Source organism: Halopenitus salinus, from assembly GCF_055397165.1.
Genome location: NZ_AP043853.1, coordinates 200,716 through 216,879, shown reverse-complemented (window position 1 = coordinate 216,879; position 16,164 = coordinate 200,716). Strand labels below are relative to the sequence as shown.

The window sequence follows — 16,164 nt, the reverse complement described above, 5'->3', positions numbered from 1 at the left end:
GATCGTTCGAAGACCGCGTTTCGTCCTCTCATCCGAGCGCGGCCGGCGAGCATCGATCGAGGGTGAGCCGGACGACGGCGACCGAGACGCACGCGAGCGCGACGGCCCCGACGACGACCAGATACACGCCGAGGTCGGCGCTGTCGATCGCGAGCCGGGCGGCGGCGTTCACCGGGCCGCCGTCCGCGAGCGAGCTGCCGGCGAAGACGGCGAGCACGCCGACGGAGTAGAGCAGCTGTGCTCCCCGACGGTCGGGAACGAGCAGCGCGACGGCGACCGCGAGCTCGACGACGACGGCGGCGACGGCGGTCGCGAGAACGAGCAGCCACCCGACGTTCGCCACCGGCGTCCCGTTGAACCACAACAGCGCGAGCCAGGCGGCCACCTGGGCTGGGACGATGCCCACCGCCGTGAGCGCCTTCCCGTCGAGGATCTCCGCGATCGTGACGGGCGCGACCCGGAGCAACTCCATCGTCCCCCGGTCGATCTCCTCCGTGACCGAATCGACCGCGAGCGAGCCGGAGATGAACACCGGCAGGAAGACCAGAAGCGGGACGAGCACGGTGTATGTGAAGCCGTAGTACGGGCTCGATCCGATCCGATCGGGAACGTCGAGGGGTCGGGACTCCAGATCGTCGACGCGACGGTCGCGTTCGCTCGCCTCGAGGGTTCGAAGCACCTCCCGAAGCTGGACGACGACCACCGTCGTCCGGACGTCGGAGTCGGGGACCGTGGCGTCGACGTGTATCCGACCCTCCCGTCGGTCGGTCTCCAGAACGGCGTCGACAACCCGCGCGTCGAAGGCGTCGTGGGCGGTTCCGGCGTCCTCGTAGGTTCGCGTCCGGACGCCTGGGACCTCCGCGGCCGCGGCCTCCATCCGGTCGACCGCCTCGCCGGTGACCGCGACGTCCACCTCCGCGCCGCCGAGCTCCCCCGGATCGTACATCGAGACGAGCCCGACGACGAGGAACGAGGAGAACGCGGCGATGAAGAGCTGGATCGCGAGCGCGAGGACGATCGTCTTCTCCGCGCGCAGCCCGGCCAGCTCCCGTCTCGCGATCGTCGCCCTGCTACCCATGGAGGCTCACCACCGAGAGGTTGTACGCCGCGTGGACGAGGGTGGCGATCGCGAGGGCGATCGCGTACTGCGAACGGCCGCGTCGCGCGCCCAACGCGGCGATCGACGTGGCGACGACGTGGAGAACGAGCGGCGCGAGAAAGAGGCCGAGCGCGACGAGCGCGACGAACCCGGGCGAGCCGGCGGGCAGCACGCCCGAGGGCGTAAACGCCGCACGCCCGAGAACGAGCTCCGAGAGGCCGACGACCTGAACGACCGCCGTGAGCTTCTCGCCGAGGAAGAAGCCGAGCCCGGAGGCGGCGCCCACGGCGAGCGCGCTTCGAGTCGACCGCTCGAAGGTCCCGGAGACGAACCCGGCGTAGACGGGGACGCTCTTCGCGATCTCCTCGATGAACGCGACGGCGACGAGGAGGATGGGCACGGAGACGGCGACCGGAAGCGCGAAGAGGACGGCGACGGCGAGCAACTCCGCGAGAAAGACGAACGGGATCGTACACGCGACGAGGATCACCATCGACCGAAGCCCGGAGAGGCGCACGGAGAGAGCGTCGAGGAACTTCGCGGGAACGCGTTTTTGGGAGAACATGTCCTCCTCACGATAGGTCCCCGCGCCGAGGACGAAACAGAGGGTGCCGGTCAGATAGAACGGGCCGGTCGCAAAGAGGTACTCCCCGACGGTGACCGCGGTACCCTGGAGGTCGCGGACCACGAGGGTCAGCGGGGAGATGGCGGCGATCGGCGTCACGTTCGTGAAGATGGCGGGGACGAAGACGTAGGTCGTGAGGAACACGGAGATGGCGACGGTCAGGAAGGTGAGCTCCTTGAACGACCGCGCGAACATCGCGGCGAGGAACGTGGCGGCGAGAAACACGAACGCCACGGGCACGACCGAGAGCACGGTGGTCGCCCCGCCCCCGACGACCGCCGCGATGCCGGCGGTCACGATCACCGCGGCGAGGAGGTACGGCAGTGACTTTCCGGCGACGATCTCCCCGCGGGTCGCCGGAGAGACGAGGAGCAGCTCCCCGCGGCGGTTGACCCGCTCGTCGAGGATGGCGGAGCCGTACGCCTGGATGAGGAAGTTGAACGGCACGAGGAACGCGAACGCGAGGAGCAGCGAGGCGAACGGGAACGGCGGCGAGATGGACGCCGGCGACCCGGACTGACTGCCGAAGAGGGCGTTCGTCCCGACGTTCGGAACGCCGGAGGCGTCGCCCTGCGAGCCATCGACTGCGTTCGAATCGTCGGTTCCGCCGCCATCGCCGTTCGTTCCGCTTCCCCCGTCACCGGCTCCGTCTCCGCCACCCCGGCTGCCGGTCCCGTCGGTTCTACTGGTTCCGTCGCTTCCGCCGTTCCCTCCGGTCTCGATCGCCATGGGCTCGTCCGCGTCGGGCCGCGAGCCGTATCGGAGCGTGACGCTCACGGGATAGGCGGCGGCCCGGTCGGACTCCGCCGCCATCAGCCGTTCGTTGTACGCGCGGACGGCCTCGCGAACCGTCGCGGCCGCGGCGTCGCCCTTCCGCGTTCGGCTCGCGTGGAGGCGAACGCCGTCCTCGGTGTCGACCACGATCACGTCGAGTTCCTCGCCGAGGGTGCCGGCATCCGGGGGACGTGGATCGAGCGCCGGATCGGCCTCGACGGCGTCGTGATACGGCGAGTCGGGAGCCACGCCGACCCGATAGACGTCGCTGTCAAGCGCGACACCGCCGACGCCGGCCGACAGCGTCGCGGCGCCGACCCCGCCCGCGACGACCAACACGACGATCCCGATCGCGGCCGTGCGACGGTCGATCCCGCCGGCGGTCCGGGTCGTCTCCCAGCGGGCGATCCGAGCGATCCGGCGAAGTCGTCGACGCGGGATCACGGCTCACCCGGTTCATCCTCGTCCGGCCTACCCTCACCAGATCCATGTCCACTTGGTCCACTCTCGCCCGGTCCATCCCCACCTGATCCATCGACCGTCGCCGAGTTGGATCCCGGGGTTCTGCCGTACCGGCTCGCCATTGGCCGGTCGACGATGGAGAGGAAGACCGACTCGAGGGTGGGCTCGTCGGTCCGAATGTCGACGACCTCGCCGCCGGCGTCTGCGATAGCCTCGCGGATCCGATCGACGTCGGCCATCGACGAGACTCGCGTTCGATATCGGCGAGCGCCGCCCGTGGACCCCTCCGGCGTGGCGTCATCGACCTCCGATCCTCCGCGACTGGACCGCTCCGCGTCCGGAAGTCTCGGATCGACGTTTGCGGGGTCGATCGTGGTGAACACGACGTACTCCACGGTCCCGTGCTCCTCGCGCAGTTCCGCGACCGTCCCGCGGGCGGCGATCTCGCCCTCGTCCATGACCGCGACCCGGTCACAGACCGACTCGACGTGGTGGAGGTTGTGCGCGGAGAGGACGACCGTCTTGCCGGCCTCGCGGAGCTCGCGGACGAACGCGAGCACGGAGTCGGTGGTGACGGGATCGAGTCCGGAGGCGGGCTCGTCGTAGATCAACACCTCGGGGTCGTTCACGAGCGAACGGGCGATCGCGACCTTCCGTTTCATCCCCTTGGAGACGTCGCCGAGACGTCGACGTCGGTGCTCGAGGTCCAGCCGATCGAGCGCGTCCTCGATGCGATCGTCGGCGACCGATCGGGGGACGTCATAGAGGTCGGCGAAGAAGCGGAGGTACGAAAGCGCCGTCATGTCCTCATAGAGCGGGGACTCCTCGGGGAGAAAGCCGAGCCGTCGCCGCATCTCGGGGTCGGCGGCGTCGTAACCCGCGACCCGAACCGTGCCGCTCGTCGGTTCGATGAGGCCGGCGAGCGTCTTCAGCGTCGTCGTCTTGCCGGCCCCGTTCGGCCCCACCACGCCGAAGACCTCGCCGTCGCCCACCTCGAAGGAGCTGTCGACGACGGCGGCGAAGTCGCCGTACGCCTTGTGGAGCCCCGACACCTCGATCATACCCGAGGGTGAGCGCAGATCCCCATAAATGCCCGCCCCGGACGGGTCGTCGTCCCCCGCGCTCGGTTTCGCGTCCGCTAACGTCGCGGACCAGCACCGTTCGACGGTCGCACCAGAACAGGGATTTATGCCAGGTACGAAGCCGGTAGTGATGATGAACCGCCGGACGGTACTCACGGGATCGGCGACGATCGGCGCGGCCGCGGCGACGGCGGGGTGCCTCGACCGACTGCCCGTCGGATCGGAGGACGAATCACCAGAACCGGTTGATCTCTCGGGGGGAAAGTTCGACGACGATCACGGAATGGAGATCGGCCCACACGGGGGCGCGAACGGGCAGATCTACTATGCCGAACACGCCCCCCAGGGCCGCGAGGACGGGCCGTTCTGGTTCCACACGCTCGTGTTCAGCCTCTTTCCGTTCCACTTCGATCGACTCGATCGCGGATGGGAGGCGGAGGTCGTCTACGTGACCGACTTCTCGGCCGTGGACTGGACGATCGAGGAACGGGACGCGGGACCGACGATGCCCTCCCCGACCGCCGCCGAGACGTTTGCCGACGCGAGGACCCTCACGTACGTGGTGGAAAGCGACGTGCGGGGCGGGATGGGACCCGGTCTCCATCCGTTCTCCGACGATGACGAGGCCGCGTCGTTCGTCGACGACCACGGCGGGCGGACGATCGGCTTCGACGACATCGATCGGACGCTCGTGCAGGGCCTGCGGGAAGACGAATGAGCGTCGCGTCCGTCCTCGGCATCGACGTGGCGTTGTTCCTCACGATCGGGCTGTTGGGCGGGGCCCACTGCATCGGGATGTGCGGACCGTTGATCACGGTCTATGCGGAGCGAATGTCGAAGACACCACAAACGGACGGCGCCACGAAAGCGGACGGCGGCGCGACGGTCACGGGATCGAACGTCAGAAGCGGTCACCTCACGCCCTACGAGGTGCGACAACACGCGCTGTTCAATCTCGGACGAACGGTGAGCTACACACTCCTCGGCGTCACCATGGGCGCGCTCGGGGGCGCGGTGTTCCTCGGCATCGGCGAGATCACCGCGGCCGCGAGTCTCGTTCGAGGCGTCATCGGGATCTGTATCGGCGTGTTCGTCGCCGTGATCGGGATGTACTACGTCGTGGGGCGCGCCTCGGTCGGGATCCATCTCCCCGGCGTAAAACGGGTCACCGGCGTCCTGACGAACTGGGTCGACGGCCTCGCGGGCGGCCCCGGGATCGTCCTCCTCGGCGCGATCCACGGGCTGTTGCCGTGTCCGATCCTCTATCCGGCCTACCTGTACGCGTTCGCGAGCGGCTCCCCGGCGGCCGGCGGAATCGCGCTCGCCGCACTCGGCGTCGGAACGATTCCGGCCGTGTTCGCCTACGGAACGGTGATTCAGGGACTGGGCGTCCGGAGGAGACGGATTCTCCACCGCGTGCTCGGCGTGGCCTTCGTGCTGCTCGGATACGTGCTCTTCGCACACGGATTGATGGCCGTCGGGATCCACGTCCCCCACCCGATGTTCCCGTTCTGGAACCCCCTCGAGGGGCCGGGCATGGCTCACTGAGCGCCGGTCGTCCCGCCGATCGGTTCGCCGGCAGTCTACTCGCCGCCGGATCCGCCATCGGTCGCCTCGACGACGGTCTCCACGTCGGTGGCGACGCGATCGCGGTCGACCGTCTCGCCGCGGTACGCCCGTTCGACGATCCCGTGTGGATTGACGAGCAGGGTGACAACGGAGTGCGTGAAGTCGTAGCCGGCGACGCGGGAGCTGTTCGTGTCGCGCTCGAACCCGATCCCGAGCCGGTCCTCCACGACGCGTTCCGCGGCGGCCGGCGACTCGGGGCGGAGGTAACGCCAGTTCCCGGCGTCCAGGTCGGCGCCGACCCGGCGAGCGTTCTCACGGAGCGCGTCCGCGTCGTCCCGTTCCGGATCGAAGGTGATCGAAAGGAACACGACCGAGTCGGTCAGCCCGCGTTCGTTGACGGTGGCCTGGACGTCCGCCAACCGATGGAGGAGGATCCCGCACTCGGCGGGACAGCTCGCGAAGAACGCCGTGACGATCGCGGTCCGATCGAGACTCCCGGCGTCGATAGGCGTGTCGGCCAGCGGGTCAGCCAGCTCGAAGGCGGGCAGGGGTTGACCGTAGGCCGGATAGGCCAGCTCCTCGCTTTCGGCCCGCTGATCCGACTGCGGGCCGAGCGCCACGTTCTCGGGGGTGTCGTCGAAAACCGACGAGAGGCATCCGGCCGTCGCGATGGTCGTTCCGGTCGCCATTCCGCACAGGAGTGACCGACGTCGCATGGTACGGATCGCGTCCGAGCCGTCCATAGGTGATCTGGTGCGTTCGACGAACGTACCACGACTCGAACGCGTTACCGCGTGACGCGCCGTCGCGTCTCGGTGGCCACCACCATCACCGATTCTCGGCGGTCGCAACCGACCCCGGAGCGTACATGTAGACCGCATAGAGCACGATAACGGCGGTCAGCAGGTCGAGCGAGTGGCTGATGAAGTGGTGTGCGGGCATCGGAACGAGGCCGAGAACGGTACCGGCCCCGACGACCGAGCGGACCCAGAGGGCGCCGATCGCGGCCGCGATCAGTCCGTACTGGGCTCGTCGACGGCGGCGATAGGCGACCACGCTGACGAGGAAGAGCACCCCGGTCCCGATCGACGCGAGCAGGATGACGCCGAGGATCGGGATGGCGGCCTCGACGCCCCACGTGGTGGTCGCTGGCGGCATCACGCGAGTCACGTCGGCACTACGAGCGCCCGCATAAGAAACACACCGGTCGTGTCGAGGGGAGACCGCGGTCGCCGCGTTCCCGTTCGGTGAAAACCATCACCACGAGTTTAACCGCTCCGGAGGAACGATACACCGATCAATGTCCGACACCAGGGATCGGATCCGGCGGCACGTCCACGCCACGCCCGGAGTGCACTTTCGACGGATCGGCCGGGAGCTCGATCTCGCGACCGGCCAGGTCCAGTACCACCTCAGGCGGCTCACGCGTGAGGGGTCGATCGTCGAGGAGCCCGTGGGCGGGAAGACCCACTACTTCGATCCCTCCTTCGATCCGTGGGAGCGTCGGGCGATCGCGTTCCTTCGGCGGGAGACCGCGCGTGGCATCATCGTTCGACTCGCCGCGGACGGACCGAAACGACCGGGCGCGCTCGCGAACGAGCTCGATCTCGCCGAGAGCACGATCTCCTGGCACCTCTCGACCCTGGAGGAGCACGACGTCATCGACCGATCGGCGACGTCGCCGATGACGGCATCGCTCGCGCGTCCGGAACGAACCGCGGAGCTGTTGGACGTGGTTTCGCCCTCGCTTCCCGACCGGATCGTCGATCGGTTCGTTCGCACGCTCGACGACATCCTGTGAATCGCACGGGGGTCAAGTGGTTCGAGAGGGCTACCGGTCGCGGACCGATCCCATCCGTCCCCGGAGCCGTTCGAGGCGATCGCCGACGGCCCCGCCGAACGTCATCGCGACGGTCGAGACGCCGACGCCGATCGCCGTCCAGCCCAGCAGGCTTGCGATCGCCCGGAAGGGCGAGACGAATCCGGAATCGGGAGGAAGAGCCACTCCGATGACGCGCTCGAAGACGAGCCCGCGAAAGGCGCCGTTTGGCGGTATCGCGACCCGAGTCGAGAGCACGCCGGCGCCGACGTCGTCGCCGAGGGACACGATCACCGCGAGATCGCCCCCGAGAACGCCGCCGACGAGAACGAGAGCGGCGATCGCGAGGGCGCCGCGTCGGCTTCCAGCGATCGTCCCGACGGCCATCGCCATCGACAGGTAGGAGAGCCCGAGTAGAACCACGAGGGCGAGAAAGCGGACGAACAGGACCGGCGAGTCGACGCCGGTGTGGATGGCGTAAATGCCCGTGTCCGGGCTCGCGGTGAGCCAGACGTACCCCCCGAGAAGCGCGATCGGCGCCAGCATGGCGACGAGCCCCGCGACCCGTGCGAGGAGGACGCCACAGACGTATTCGGGCATCGAGACGGGATAGGTCCGAATCATCGCCAGCTCGTCGCCGTCGGCCAGTAACGAACGATACCCGAGCACGACCGCGACCAGGGGGACGAGCACTTCCGTCGGGAGCAACAGGTCCACGATCGCGGGAACGAACCCCGTTTCGCCGCCCCCGCCGACCGCGAGGACCGCGGCGAGCACGACGAGGAGGCCGAAGGACAGGAGCCAGTACCCGGGCGTTCGACGGATCGTTGCGATCTCGCGGCGGAAGATCGTCCCGATCACGCGGGCTCGCGATCCCGTCATCTGTTCGACACCCCGGTGACGTGTATCGATTCGGTCGGATCCGTCGACGGCTCGGTCTCCGAGGTCGCCCCGTGGACGATCGAGCGGTAGAGGTCGGCCGCAGTGTCGGCGTCGTGTGCGGCGTACAACTCCGGGAGCGTTCCCGAGGCCGCCACCGAGCCGTGTCGCAAAACGACCACTCGATCCGCGTATCGATCCACCAGTTCGAGGTCGTGGGTGCTCACGACCACCGCGGTGTCCGCGTCCGCGTACTCCCCCGCCAGCTCGAATACCCGTTCGCGCATTCCGGGGTCCAGGCCGCTCGTGGGTTCATCAAGTACGAGGACGGGGGGATCGCCGATCGTCGCCTGCGCGATGCCCAGCAGTCGACGCATTCCGCCGGACAGCGCGTCGACCGACCGATCGGCCGCGTCGGACAGCCCGACGCGTTCGAGGGACGCATCCGGGTCCTCACCGAGCAGCCGCCCGTAGAACGCGAGCGTCTCACGGGCGGTGAAGGATTCCCGAAACGACGCCCGTTGCGGGAGGTAGCCGATCGGACGGGCCGCGTCCGAGCCACGATACCGGATCGCCCCCTCGGTCGGCGCGGTCTCGCCGACGATCGTTCGAAGCAGCGTCGACTTGCCGGAGCCGTTCGGCCCGATCACGGCAGTCACGCCGGGGACGACGTCGATCGAGACGTCGCTCAGCACCGCGACGCCGCCGTACGTGCGCGTGACGCGTTCGATCCGAACGAACAGTTGATCGCGGTGATCGTTGTGAACGTGCGGTTGATCGTCCGTCATGTATCGGTCGCCGTGCCGTTTTCCGTCATGTCGGTCCTCGCATCGTTTTCCGTCATGTATCGGTCGCCGTGCCGTTTTCCGTCATCGATCGTCACCATGCCGTTTCCGTCGTCCATCGTTTCCCTATCCGTGGTTGACGCGTTCGTCAGTTCCTCACGCCACTCCGGGTGGATCGGATCGGTCAAGTCGTCGGACCAATCCGTGCCGTTCAAACCGTCCGTGTCGTTCGAACCATCCGTATCGTTCGAACCATCCGGGTCGTTCACTCGCTCGATCCGGCCCGGCGAGTGTGGCGTTCGAGCCGGCGCCGGATCGATCACGCTTCCGGACCGGGACCCGGCGACCGATCCCCGAAGCTCGTAGAGCGCACGGACTGCGGGAGACTCCGCGAGCGTCGTGGCGGCCGGCTCGCGGTGTAGGGCGGCGTCGACCGGCGAGCTCGGCCGATACGCTCGATCGAGCGTCGCCGATCGCGTCCCGTCGGTCGTCTCTCCCGGATTCGATCCCCACCGGGCGGGCGATTCGTATGCGCCCTCCCAGTAGTTCCCGTGATCGCCGTCCGCCCAGATCCGCAGCGGTCCCGACCCCGCGGACGCGTGTCGATCGTTGCCGACGAAGTCGTTGCGGGCGATCAGACTCGAGGGGATCACGGTCGTCGATCGCGCGCCCATCTCGTTTTCGGCGATCACGTTGTACTCGTAGACGGACTCGCGTGCGCTCGTCGACAGTCCGAGCTCGTTGTCGACGAGCGTGTTGTACCCGACATAGCTTCGGATCCCCGACGGCTGGATCGCGGTCGGCGTGCGGCGGACGTCGTTCCCGACGATGGCGTTCCCCTCGGGACGCGTCATCACGGTGATCCCGCCGAACTCCTGGTCGCGAAACGCGTTGTCGGCGATCAGCGCGTCGCTCGTGTACATCAGGTGAACGCCGTACCGATCGTCGCGAAACGTGCTGTTTCGGATCACGGAGCCGTCGGCGCGGTGGAGGTAGATCCCGTCCCGGCCGCCGGTGAACGCACTCTCCGTGACGGTGACCCGGGAGTTCAACGCGGTGACGCCCATGAATCCGTTCTCCCAACCGGCCGTGCCGTTCACCCGAACGTTCCGGATCACCGCATCGGATCCGTTCCGGAGGAGGACGCCGCTCGCGTCGGCCTCGATCGCCGTGTTCGCGACCACGAGTCCGGACGAGTCGTCGGCCACGATCCCGGCGTCCCCGTATCCGTATCCGGTCTGGATGTGTTCGTCCCACGCCCCGTCATCGTCGTCCTCGGAGCCGGGGGGTTGGCGTATCGCCTCGTCGTTTCGCGTTCGGTTGCCGGTCCCCGAGATCCGAAAGCCGGTGATCGAGACGTTCTCCGAGCGGACCGTGATCACCGATCCCGTCCCGTTCCCCCGGAGAGCGGCGTCCCGGCCGGCGAGGGTGATCGGTTTCTCGATCCGTATCCGCTCCTCGTAGGTGCCCTCGGGAACGACGACCGTCGTGTTCGGTTCCGCGCGGTCGACCGCGTCCTGGATCGTATCCGCCTCCCGACCGACGACGACAGACGTCGGTCGATCGGTTCGCTGGCTCGCGCGGGCGATCCGTTCGTCCGCCCGGCGCCACCGATCGGGCACCTCCCGACGAACGGTCGCCGCCGTATCGACCTCGAAGGAGCGGTCGCGAACCGCCGCCCACGTGAGGATCGATCCGCCGTACTCCGCCGTGAACGACTCGGCCGCCTCGCGATGCTCGAACGGGACGACCGTTTCCCCGGCCGGGCTCCGTGCCCCGCTGTCGACGACGTAGACCGCCTCGTTCGGGGGCGTCCACGCCTTGGAACCGGTCGCCGTCAGGTGGCCGTTCCCGTCGATCGTCGGCGATGCGCCGTCGTAGGTCTGGACGTACGCCGCTATCGGATAGCCGAGCTGTCGATCGGTCGATGGGTCCTCGAAGTCCGAGACCATCGTCTCGATCCCCGCGTAGCCGACGACGTACTGGAACTGGGAGTAGAAGACCTGCGCTTTCGGTATCTCCCGTTCGCCGGCCATGGTGGCGTCCGTCTCGGCGGAGACGCCGAGCGCCGCGGTCCGGTCGTACGCGACGGGGTCCGGTGCCGCGGTCCCGACGTCGACGACGAACGAGAACGCGACGAGCGCCACGAGAAGCGCCACGAGGACCCACCCGAGACGGACGATGGAGGGTGAGCGATCACGATATGGATCGATCCGCGCCACGCCCGGAAGGACGGGAGGGATCGATATAGGCCGTCTGGTTCATTCCTCGAACGACACCGTGAACGACCCGACGTCGATCGAAAAGACCCCGCGTGTCACGGCGGCCGTTCGAGTTCGAACCGGTCGTCGGTTCGGGTGAACCAGTTTCCGGCCAGACGCCCCACGGCGTCGAGCTTCGTGACGTCGATCTTCCCCTCTGTCGTGACTGCCTCGTCGACGTGGGCGTAGACGACCTCGCCGAGGACGAGCGTGGAACCGCCGACCTCGACCGTCTCGCGAAGCTCGCACTCGAACGTCACGGCGGCCTCCTCGACCCGCGGGGCGTCGACGCGGTCGCAGTCGATCGACGTGACGTCCGCGCGCTCGAACTCGCTCTCCTCGGACGGGAGGGTCGCGGCGGACTCGTTCGCGGCCTCGAGGAGGTCCTCGGTCACGACGTTCACGGCGAACGCCTCGGTCTCGATCGCGTTCGCGAGCGAGTCCTTCGGCGCGTCGGGCGTCGCGACGGGCGCGAAGAGCAGCGTCGGGGGATCGACGGCCGCGACGGTGAAGAAGCTGTAGGGCGCGAGGTTCTCGCCCGCCGGGCCGCGCGAGGAGACCCACGCGATCGGTCGGGGAACGACGGCTCCCGAGAGCAGTCGGTACGGGGATCCGAACGCGTCGGGCTCGCCGCCGCGGACGCGCCGGTCCGGATCCGATCGCGGATTCGTCCCCGTCACTCCTCGTGTCCTTGCTCGAAGGGATCGATCTCCGATTCGCCCGGCGTCTCCTCGTCGACGCCGAAGCCGGGGCCGCTCGTGGCCAGCTCGAAGACGAGGCCGTCGGGATCGCTGAAGTAGATGCTCTTGAAGTAGGTTCGGTCCTTGATCTCGGAGACGCGAACGCCCCGCTCGCGGAGGTGGTCCCGCCAGGCCTCGAGCGTCTCCTCGTCCTCGACGCCGAACGCGAAGTGGTGGCTCGCGCCCGGCCCGGGGGCGCCACGGGAGTTCGGATACTCGAAGTAGGTCACGTTGGTTCCGGGCTCGCCCGCCGGCGTCGGCGAGAAGTAGTAGTGTTTGGTCCCGGGGTCGTCGTAGTTCTGCGTGCGCTTTACCGTGTGCCAGCCGAGCACGTCCTCGTAGAACTCGACGGTCTCGTCCATGTCGGTACAGATGTTCGTCACGTGATGCAGGCCGGTGGTGGGTGGCGCGTCGGTCATGGGGTATGAATGGACTCGATGTGGGATAACTGCGGTGGTGGTGAAGCGATTCGTGCAGCAACGGTGAAGCGATTCGTGCAGCAACGGTGAAGCGATCCGTCCGATCGCCCCGGGCGCCTACGGCCTTACAGGAACCCGACGCCGACGGCGTAGGGCCACTCGACCGCTGCGAGGCCGAGGAAGGCCAGCGAGGCGGCGATCAGCTGGACGTTCTTGAGGAAGCTCGTCATCTCGGACTGTTTTTGATCCTCGGGGACCGCCCAGAAGTCGTGCATCACGGGCGTCGTCACGAGCAGGAAGACGACGAGCGCTCCGGCCGCGAGAACGGGGTACGCGCCGAGGGCGATTCCGGCGCCGGCGACGACGAGCAGTCCGCCGGAAAGCACCACCGAGAGCGAGGGCGCGGGGACGCCCTTCATCTCGGCGTAGCCCGCCATGCTCTCGGCGTCGAGGAAGTGGTTGATCCCCATGAAGACCATCAGGCCGCCGAAGAGCACCCGCGCGATCAAGAAGATCTCGCCGGCGAGCGGGGCGTCGAACTGTAACGGTATCGTCGTGATTTCTGGTATCATCGTGTAACCTGCTGTACGAACCGAACTCTTATAGTCGTTCCCGGACGACACCACTACCAGGTAACATCGATGTCATCATCTGATCCGATCACGGCGGACCGGGAGGCGGACGGGATGGAATCGGACGCGAACGGAGCGAAAGCGGAGATGGACGAGGCGGCAGCCGCGAACCCGGACGCCTGCCCCGTCGTCGACTCGCTCGAACAGATCGGCTCGAAGTGGCGGCTGGTCGTGCTCCACGAGCTACAAAACGGCGAATCGCGGTTCAACGAGCTGAAGCGGGCGACCGAGGCCAACTCGCGAACGCTCTCACGGGTGCTCGACGACCTCCAGGAGATGGGGTTCGTCGACCGCCGCCTCGAGGAGGACGCGCCGGTCGCGACCTACTACAGCCTCTCCTCGAAGGGACAGTCGCTCTGTCCCGTCTTCGACGAGATCGAGCGCTGGGCGAACGAGTGGCTGGCGGCCTGCGACGGCGCGAACGCGGAGACGGACGGGAACGGCGAAACGCCGACGAGGTAGCGACGTCGAAGCGCCGGCGTCGCGGCGACGTCGTGCCGGCGTTGAATGCCGATAAGAGGACGCCACCCCCGGGATCGGAGCCGGCGACTGCGGCGTGCAACACGCGACATGGGGGCGGGACACGCGACGTGTGCGTGTCGATGGCACGCGGGAGACTTTTTAGGGCAGGGACGGTAGCGACCACCATGATATCGCTCGAGGATGCCGTGACGGCTCGGCTGGAATCCCACGGCGAGCGCTTCGAGGTGCTCGTGGACCCGGACGCGGCGTTGGCGATCAAACGCGGCGAGTTCGAGGGCGATCTCGAGGACGTCATCGCGGCCGAGGACGTCTTCGAGAACGCCTCCCGGGGGGATCGACCGGCCGAGACGGCCCTGGAGGAGGTCTTCGGGACGACCGAGCCGCTCGAGATCATCCCGGAGGTCATCGAACGCGGCGAGATACAGATCACGGCGGACCAACGCCGGGAGATGCAAGAGCGGAAGCGAAAGAACCTCATAAACACCATCGCGCGAAACGCCGTGAACCCGCAGATGGACGACTCGCCGCACCCGCCGGAGCGCATCGACCGCGCCCTCGAGGAGGCCGGATTCACCGTCGATCCGATGGAGCCGGTGGAGAACCAGGTCGACGACGCGCTCGAGGCGCTTCGTCCGGTGATCCCGATCCGGTTCGAGGAGATCACGGTCGCGGTCCAGCTGCCCCCCGAACACGCCGGATCCGGACAGGCCAAGATCCGCGAGTTCGGCGACCTCGAGCGCGAGGAGTGGCAAAACGACGGATCGTGGGTCGGGGTCGTGACCTTCCCCGCGGGGCTGCAAAACGACTTCTACGACCTGGCCAACGAGGTCTCCTCCGGGGAGGCGGAGACGCAGGTCATAAAGGACAAGGACGAGCTGAGCACGCGGTGAGACGGCCAGAACGGGGGGGAACACGCCGAACGGGAGGGACACGCCCCGCGTTCAACACGACCAGCCGCGGTCGGTCCGGTTGAGCCGCCGCGCGCCGTCCGCCGTGACGACGACGAGATCCTCGATCCGGATCCCGAACTCCCCCTCGAGATAGACGCCGGGTTCGACCGAGAGGACCATCCCGGGTTCGAGGATCCGATCGTTCCCGGCGACGGCGTACGGCTCCTCGTGTACGTCGAGGCCGACCCCGTGACCGGTGCGGTGGACGAACGCCTCGCCGTAGCCCGCGGACTCGATGACCGAGCGGGCGGCCTCATCGACCGCCGAGGCGGACACGCCGGGTTCGACCGCTTCGACGCCCGCCCGCTGTGCGCGCCGGACGATCCGATGGACCTCGCGAAACCGGTCGTCCGGCTCGCCGTCGAAGACGAGCGTGCGCGTCTGATCCGAGGGATAGCCGTCGACGCGCGTGCCGAAATCGAGAACCACCGGGTCCCCCTCCTCGATCGGTCGGTCGCCGCGGTGGTGGTGGGGCTTCGCCCCGTTTGCTCCCGAGGCGACGATCGTCTCGAAGGCCGGCGCCTCCCCGCCGCGCTCGGAGAGTCGATCGTCGATCAGCTCGGCGAGCTCCGCCTCGGTCATCCCGACCACGTCGGACCCGAGATCACGGAGGTCCGCGAGGACCGAATCGGCGATCCCCGAGGCGCGTTCGATCGCGGCGATCTCCGCGTCGTCCTTGCGAACGCGCACGTCGTCGAGGACCTCGCTCGCGAGCCCCCACTCGGCCTCGGGGGCGGCCGTACGCAGATCCTGGGTGAAGCGAGCCCACATCGTGTCGTCGACGAGGAGCCGTCCCTCACGGACGCCGCGATCGACGAGCAACCGGCGAACGGCCGGGACGGGGTCGTCCTCGTCGCTCCAGGATCGCACCTCCGTATCCGGAGCCGTCCCGCGAACGTCCGCGGCCGACAGCTCGGGAACGAGGAGCGCCGGGTCGCCCTCGATGGGGAGGAGATACAGGAAGTGGCGCTCCCCGGGCGTCTCCGCGATGCCGGTGAGATACCGGAGATTCGAGCTCGGGAAACAGACAACGCCGTCCGCCGCATCGTCGGCGAGCCGCTCGCGCACCGCGGCGACGCGTCGATCGAGCGCCTTCCGGTCGAACGGATCGGTCGAGCCGGACATACCGAGGGACGTCGCCGGAGGGACAAATACCGTACGGTCGCAGCGATCTCACACCATGACGCCGTGGCGGACGCCCGGATTCGCCCTCGAAGGTTGTTTAGACCCGCGCCGCCATCGACGACCATGACCTGGAGCGTTCGACGCGACGAGGAGGGATTGATCGAGTGGGAACGCCGTGACGGGCTCGCGACGATTCGAAGGCGACGCCGCGGCGGCGGGGACGGCTACGTCGTTCGGATCGACGTCCTCGAGCAGGCTCCCGAGGGCCGCACGTACCGGCGGAAGACCGTCGAGTCGGAGGGGGACGCCGACGAACACGTCGATCGGTGGCGCTCGGAGTTCGCACTCGAGGAGTGAACGCGAGAGGCGGCGATCAGCGTAATTCAAGGTGGAGCCTCCGACCTACTCGCTCGCTACGCTCGCTCCTTGAGGTCGGAGAGGAAACCGACACGGTACTACA

The 16,164-nt window shown here is 68.1% G+C and carries 18 protein-coding genes; 6 read left to right on the top strand and 12 right to left on the bottom strand.

Annotated features, from left to right (window positions below):
- Positions 1-28: 28 nt before the first annotated feature.
- The 3 genes from ACZ5YD_RS02790 to ACZ5YD_RS02780 are packed head-to-tail and all read right to left on the bottom strand — an operon-like array spanning position 29 to position 4,021.
- The gene (locus ACZ5YD_RS02790; RefSeq protein WP_379746295.1) at positions 29-1,078 is read right to left on the bottom strand and encodes an ABC transporter permease; all 1,050 of its coding nucleotides are present in this window, start codon (positions 1,076-1,078) and stop codon (positions 29-31) included.
- Positions 1,071-2,942, bottom strand: a complete 1,872-nt coding sequence (locus ACZ5YD_RS02785; RefSeq protein WP_379746298.1) for a PrsW family intramembrane metalloprotease — start codon at positions 2,940-2,942, stop codon at positions 1,071-1,073. The genes ACZ5YD_RS02790 and ACZ5YD_RS02785 overlap by 8 nt, the downstream gene beginning before the upstream one ends.
- A complete protein-coding gene (locus ACZ5YD_RS02780; RefSeq protein WP_379746301.1) occupies positions 2,939-4,021 on the bottom strand; it encodes an ABC transporter ATP-binding protein in 1,083 nt (360 codons plus the stop codon). The genes ACZ5YD_RS02785 and ACZ5YD_RS02780 overlap by 4 nt, the downstream gene beginning before the upstream one ends.
- A 154-nt stretch (positions 4,022-4,175) precedes the next feature.
- Here ACZ5YD_RS02780 and ACZ5YD_RS02775 point away from each other — a divergent pair, with 154 nt between their 5' ends.
- Positions 4,176-4,760 carry a nitrous oxide reductase accessory protein NosL gene (locus ACZ5YD_RS02775; RefSeq protein WP_379746304.1) on the top strand — a complete coding sequence of 195 codons (585 nt, stop codon included), beginning with the start codon at positions 4,176-4,178 and terminating at the stop codon, positions 4,758-4,760.
- Positions 4,757-5,590, top strand: coding sequence for a sulfite exporter TauE/SafE family protein (locus ACZ5YD_RS02770; RefSeq protein WP_379746308.1), 834 nt, complete (start codon positions 4,757-4,759; stop codon positions 5,588-5,590). The genes ACZ5YD_RS02775 and ACZ5YD_RS02770 overlap by 4 nt, the downstream gene beginning before the upstream one ends.
- A gap of 35 nt (positions 5,591-5,625) precedes the next feature.
- On the opposite strand, the gene ACZ5YD_RS02765 is transcribed toward ACZ5YD_RS02770, so the two are convergent.
- On the bottom strand, positions 5,626-6,327 hold the full coding sequence (locus ACZ5YD_RS02765) for an SCO family protein (protein ID WP_379746311.1): 702 nt from the start codon (positions 6,325-6,327) through the stop codon (positions 5,626-5,628).
- Between the two features lie 112 nt (positions 6,328-6,439).
- The gene (locus ACZ5YD_RS02760) at positions 6,440-6,769 is read right to left on the bottom strand and encodes a DUF7471 family protein (protein ID WP_379746314.1); all 330 of its coding nucleotides are present in this window, start codon (positions 6,767-6,769) and stop codon (positions 6,440-6,442) included.
- A 142-nt stretch (positions 6,770-6,911) separates the two neighbouring features.
- Here ACZ5YD_RS02760 and ACZ5YD_RS02755 point away from each other — a divergent pair, with 142 nt between their 5' ends.
- The gene (locus tag ACZ5YD_RS02755; RefSeq protein ID WP_379746317.1) at positions 6,912-7,412 is read left to right on the top strand and encodes a winged helix-turn-helix transcriptional regulator; all 501 of its coding nucleotides are present in this window, start codon (positions 6,912-6,914) and stop codon (positions 7,410-7,412) included.
- A 30-nt stretch (positions 7,413-7,442) separates the two neighbouring features.
- Here the strand turns inward: ACZ5YD_RS02755 and ACZ5YD_RS02750 are convergent, their stop codons facing one another.
- The 6 genes from ACZ5YD_RS02750 to ACZ5YD_RS02725 form a co-directional block, all read right to left on the bottom strand.
- On the bottom strand, positions 7,443-8,312 hold the full coding sequence (locus tag ACZ5YD_RS02750; RefSeq protein WP_379746320.1) for a copper ABC transporter permease: 870 nt from the start codon (positions 8,310-8,312) through the stop codon (positions 7,443-7,445).
- A complete protein-coding gene (locus ACZ5YD_RS02745; RefSeq protein WP_379746323.1) occupies positions 8,309-9,097 on the bottom strand; it encodes an ABC transporter ATP-binding protein in 789 nt (262 codons plus the stop codon). Before ACZ5YD_RS02745 ends, ACZ5YD_RS02750 begins: the two co-directional genes overlap by 4 nt.
- On the bottom strand, positions 9,094-11,316 hold the full coding sequence (locus ACZ5YD_RS02740; protein WP_379746326.1) for a NosD domain-containing protein: 2,223 nt from the start codon (positions 11,314-11,316) through the stop codon (positions 9,094-9,096). Before ACZ5YD_RS02740 ends, ACZ5YD_RS02745 begins: the two co-directional genes overlap by 4 nt.
- Positions 11,317-11,411: 95 nt before the next feature.
- Positions 11,412-12,035 carry a flavin reductase family protein gene (locus ACZ5YD_RS02735; protein WP_379746329.1) on the bottom strand — a complete coding sequence of 208 codons (624 nt, stop codon included), beginning with the start codon at positions 12,033-12,035 and terminating at the stop codon, positions 11,412-11,414.
- Entirely contained in the window at positions 12,032-12,514 is a 483-nt protein-coding gene (locus ACZ5YD_RS02730; protein WP_379746332.1) for a VOC family protein, read from the bottom strand. Before ACZ5YD_RS02730 ends, ACZ5YD_RS02735 begins: the two co-directional genes overlap by 4 nt.
- Before the next feature lie 125 nt (positions 12,515-12,639).
- Positions 12,640-13,086 carry a DoxX family protein gene (locus ACZ5YD_RS02725; RefSeq protein ID WP_379746335.1) on the bottom strand — a complete coding sequence of 149 codons (447 nt, stop codon included), beginning with the start codon at positions 13,084-13,086 and terminating at the stop codon, positions 12,640-12,642.
- Between the two features lie 114 nt (positions 13,087-13,200).
- Here ACZ5YD_RS02725 and ACZ5YD_RS02720 point away from each other — a divergent pair, with 114 nt between their 5' ends.
- Together ACZ5YD_RS02720 and ACZ5YD_RS02715 are read left to right on the top strand one after the other, a co-directional pair.
- Entirely contained in the window at positions 13,201-13,608 is a 408-nt protein-coding gene (locus ACZ5YD_RS02720; RefSeq protein WP_379746350.1) for a winged helix-turn-helix transcriptional regulator, read from the top strand.
- 185 nt (positions 13,609-13,793) lie between these two features.
- The gene (locus tag ACZ5YD_RS02715; protein WP_379746338.1) at positions 13,794-14,519 is read left to right on the top strand and encodes a ribosome assembly factor SBDS; all 726 of its coding nucleotides are present in this window, start codon (positions 13,794-13,796) and stop codon (positions 14,517-14,519) included.
- 51 nt (positions 14,520-14,570) lie between these two features.
- Here ACZ5YD_RS02715 and ACZ5YD_RS02710 read toward each other — a convergent pair whose 3' ends face one another.
- A complete protein-coding gene (locus ACZ5YD_RS02710; protein WP_379746341.1) occupies positions 14,571-15,704 on the bottom strand; it encodes a M24 family metallopeptidase in 1,134 nt (377 codons plus the stop codon).
- A gap of 123 nt (positions 15,705-15,827) precedes the next feature.
- Between ACZ5YD_RS02710 and ACZ5YD_RS02705 the strand changes: the two genes are divergently transcribed.
- Positions 15,828-16,061 (top strand): DUF7543 family protein, encoded by a 234-nt coding sequence (locus tag ACZ5YD_RS02705; RefSeq protein ID WP_379746344.1) that lies wholly within the window; start codon positions 15,828-15,830, stop codon positions 16,059-16,061.
- Positions 16,062-16,164 lie beyond the last annotated feature (103 nt).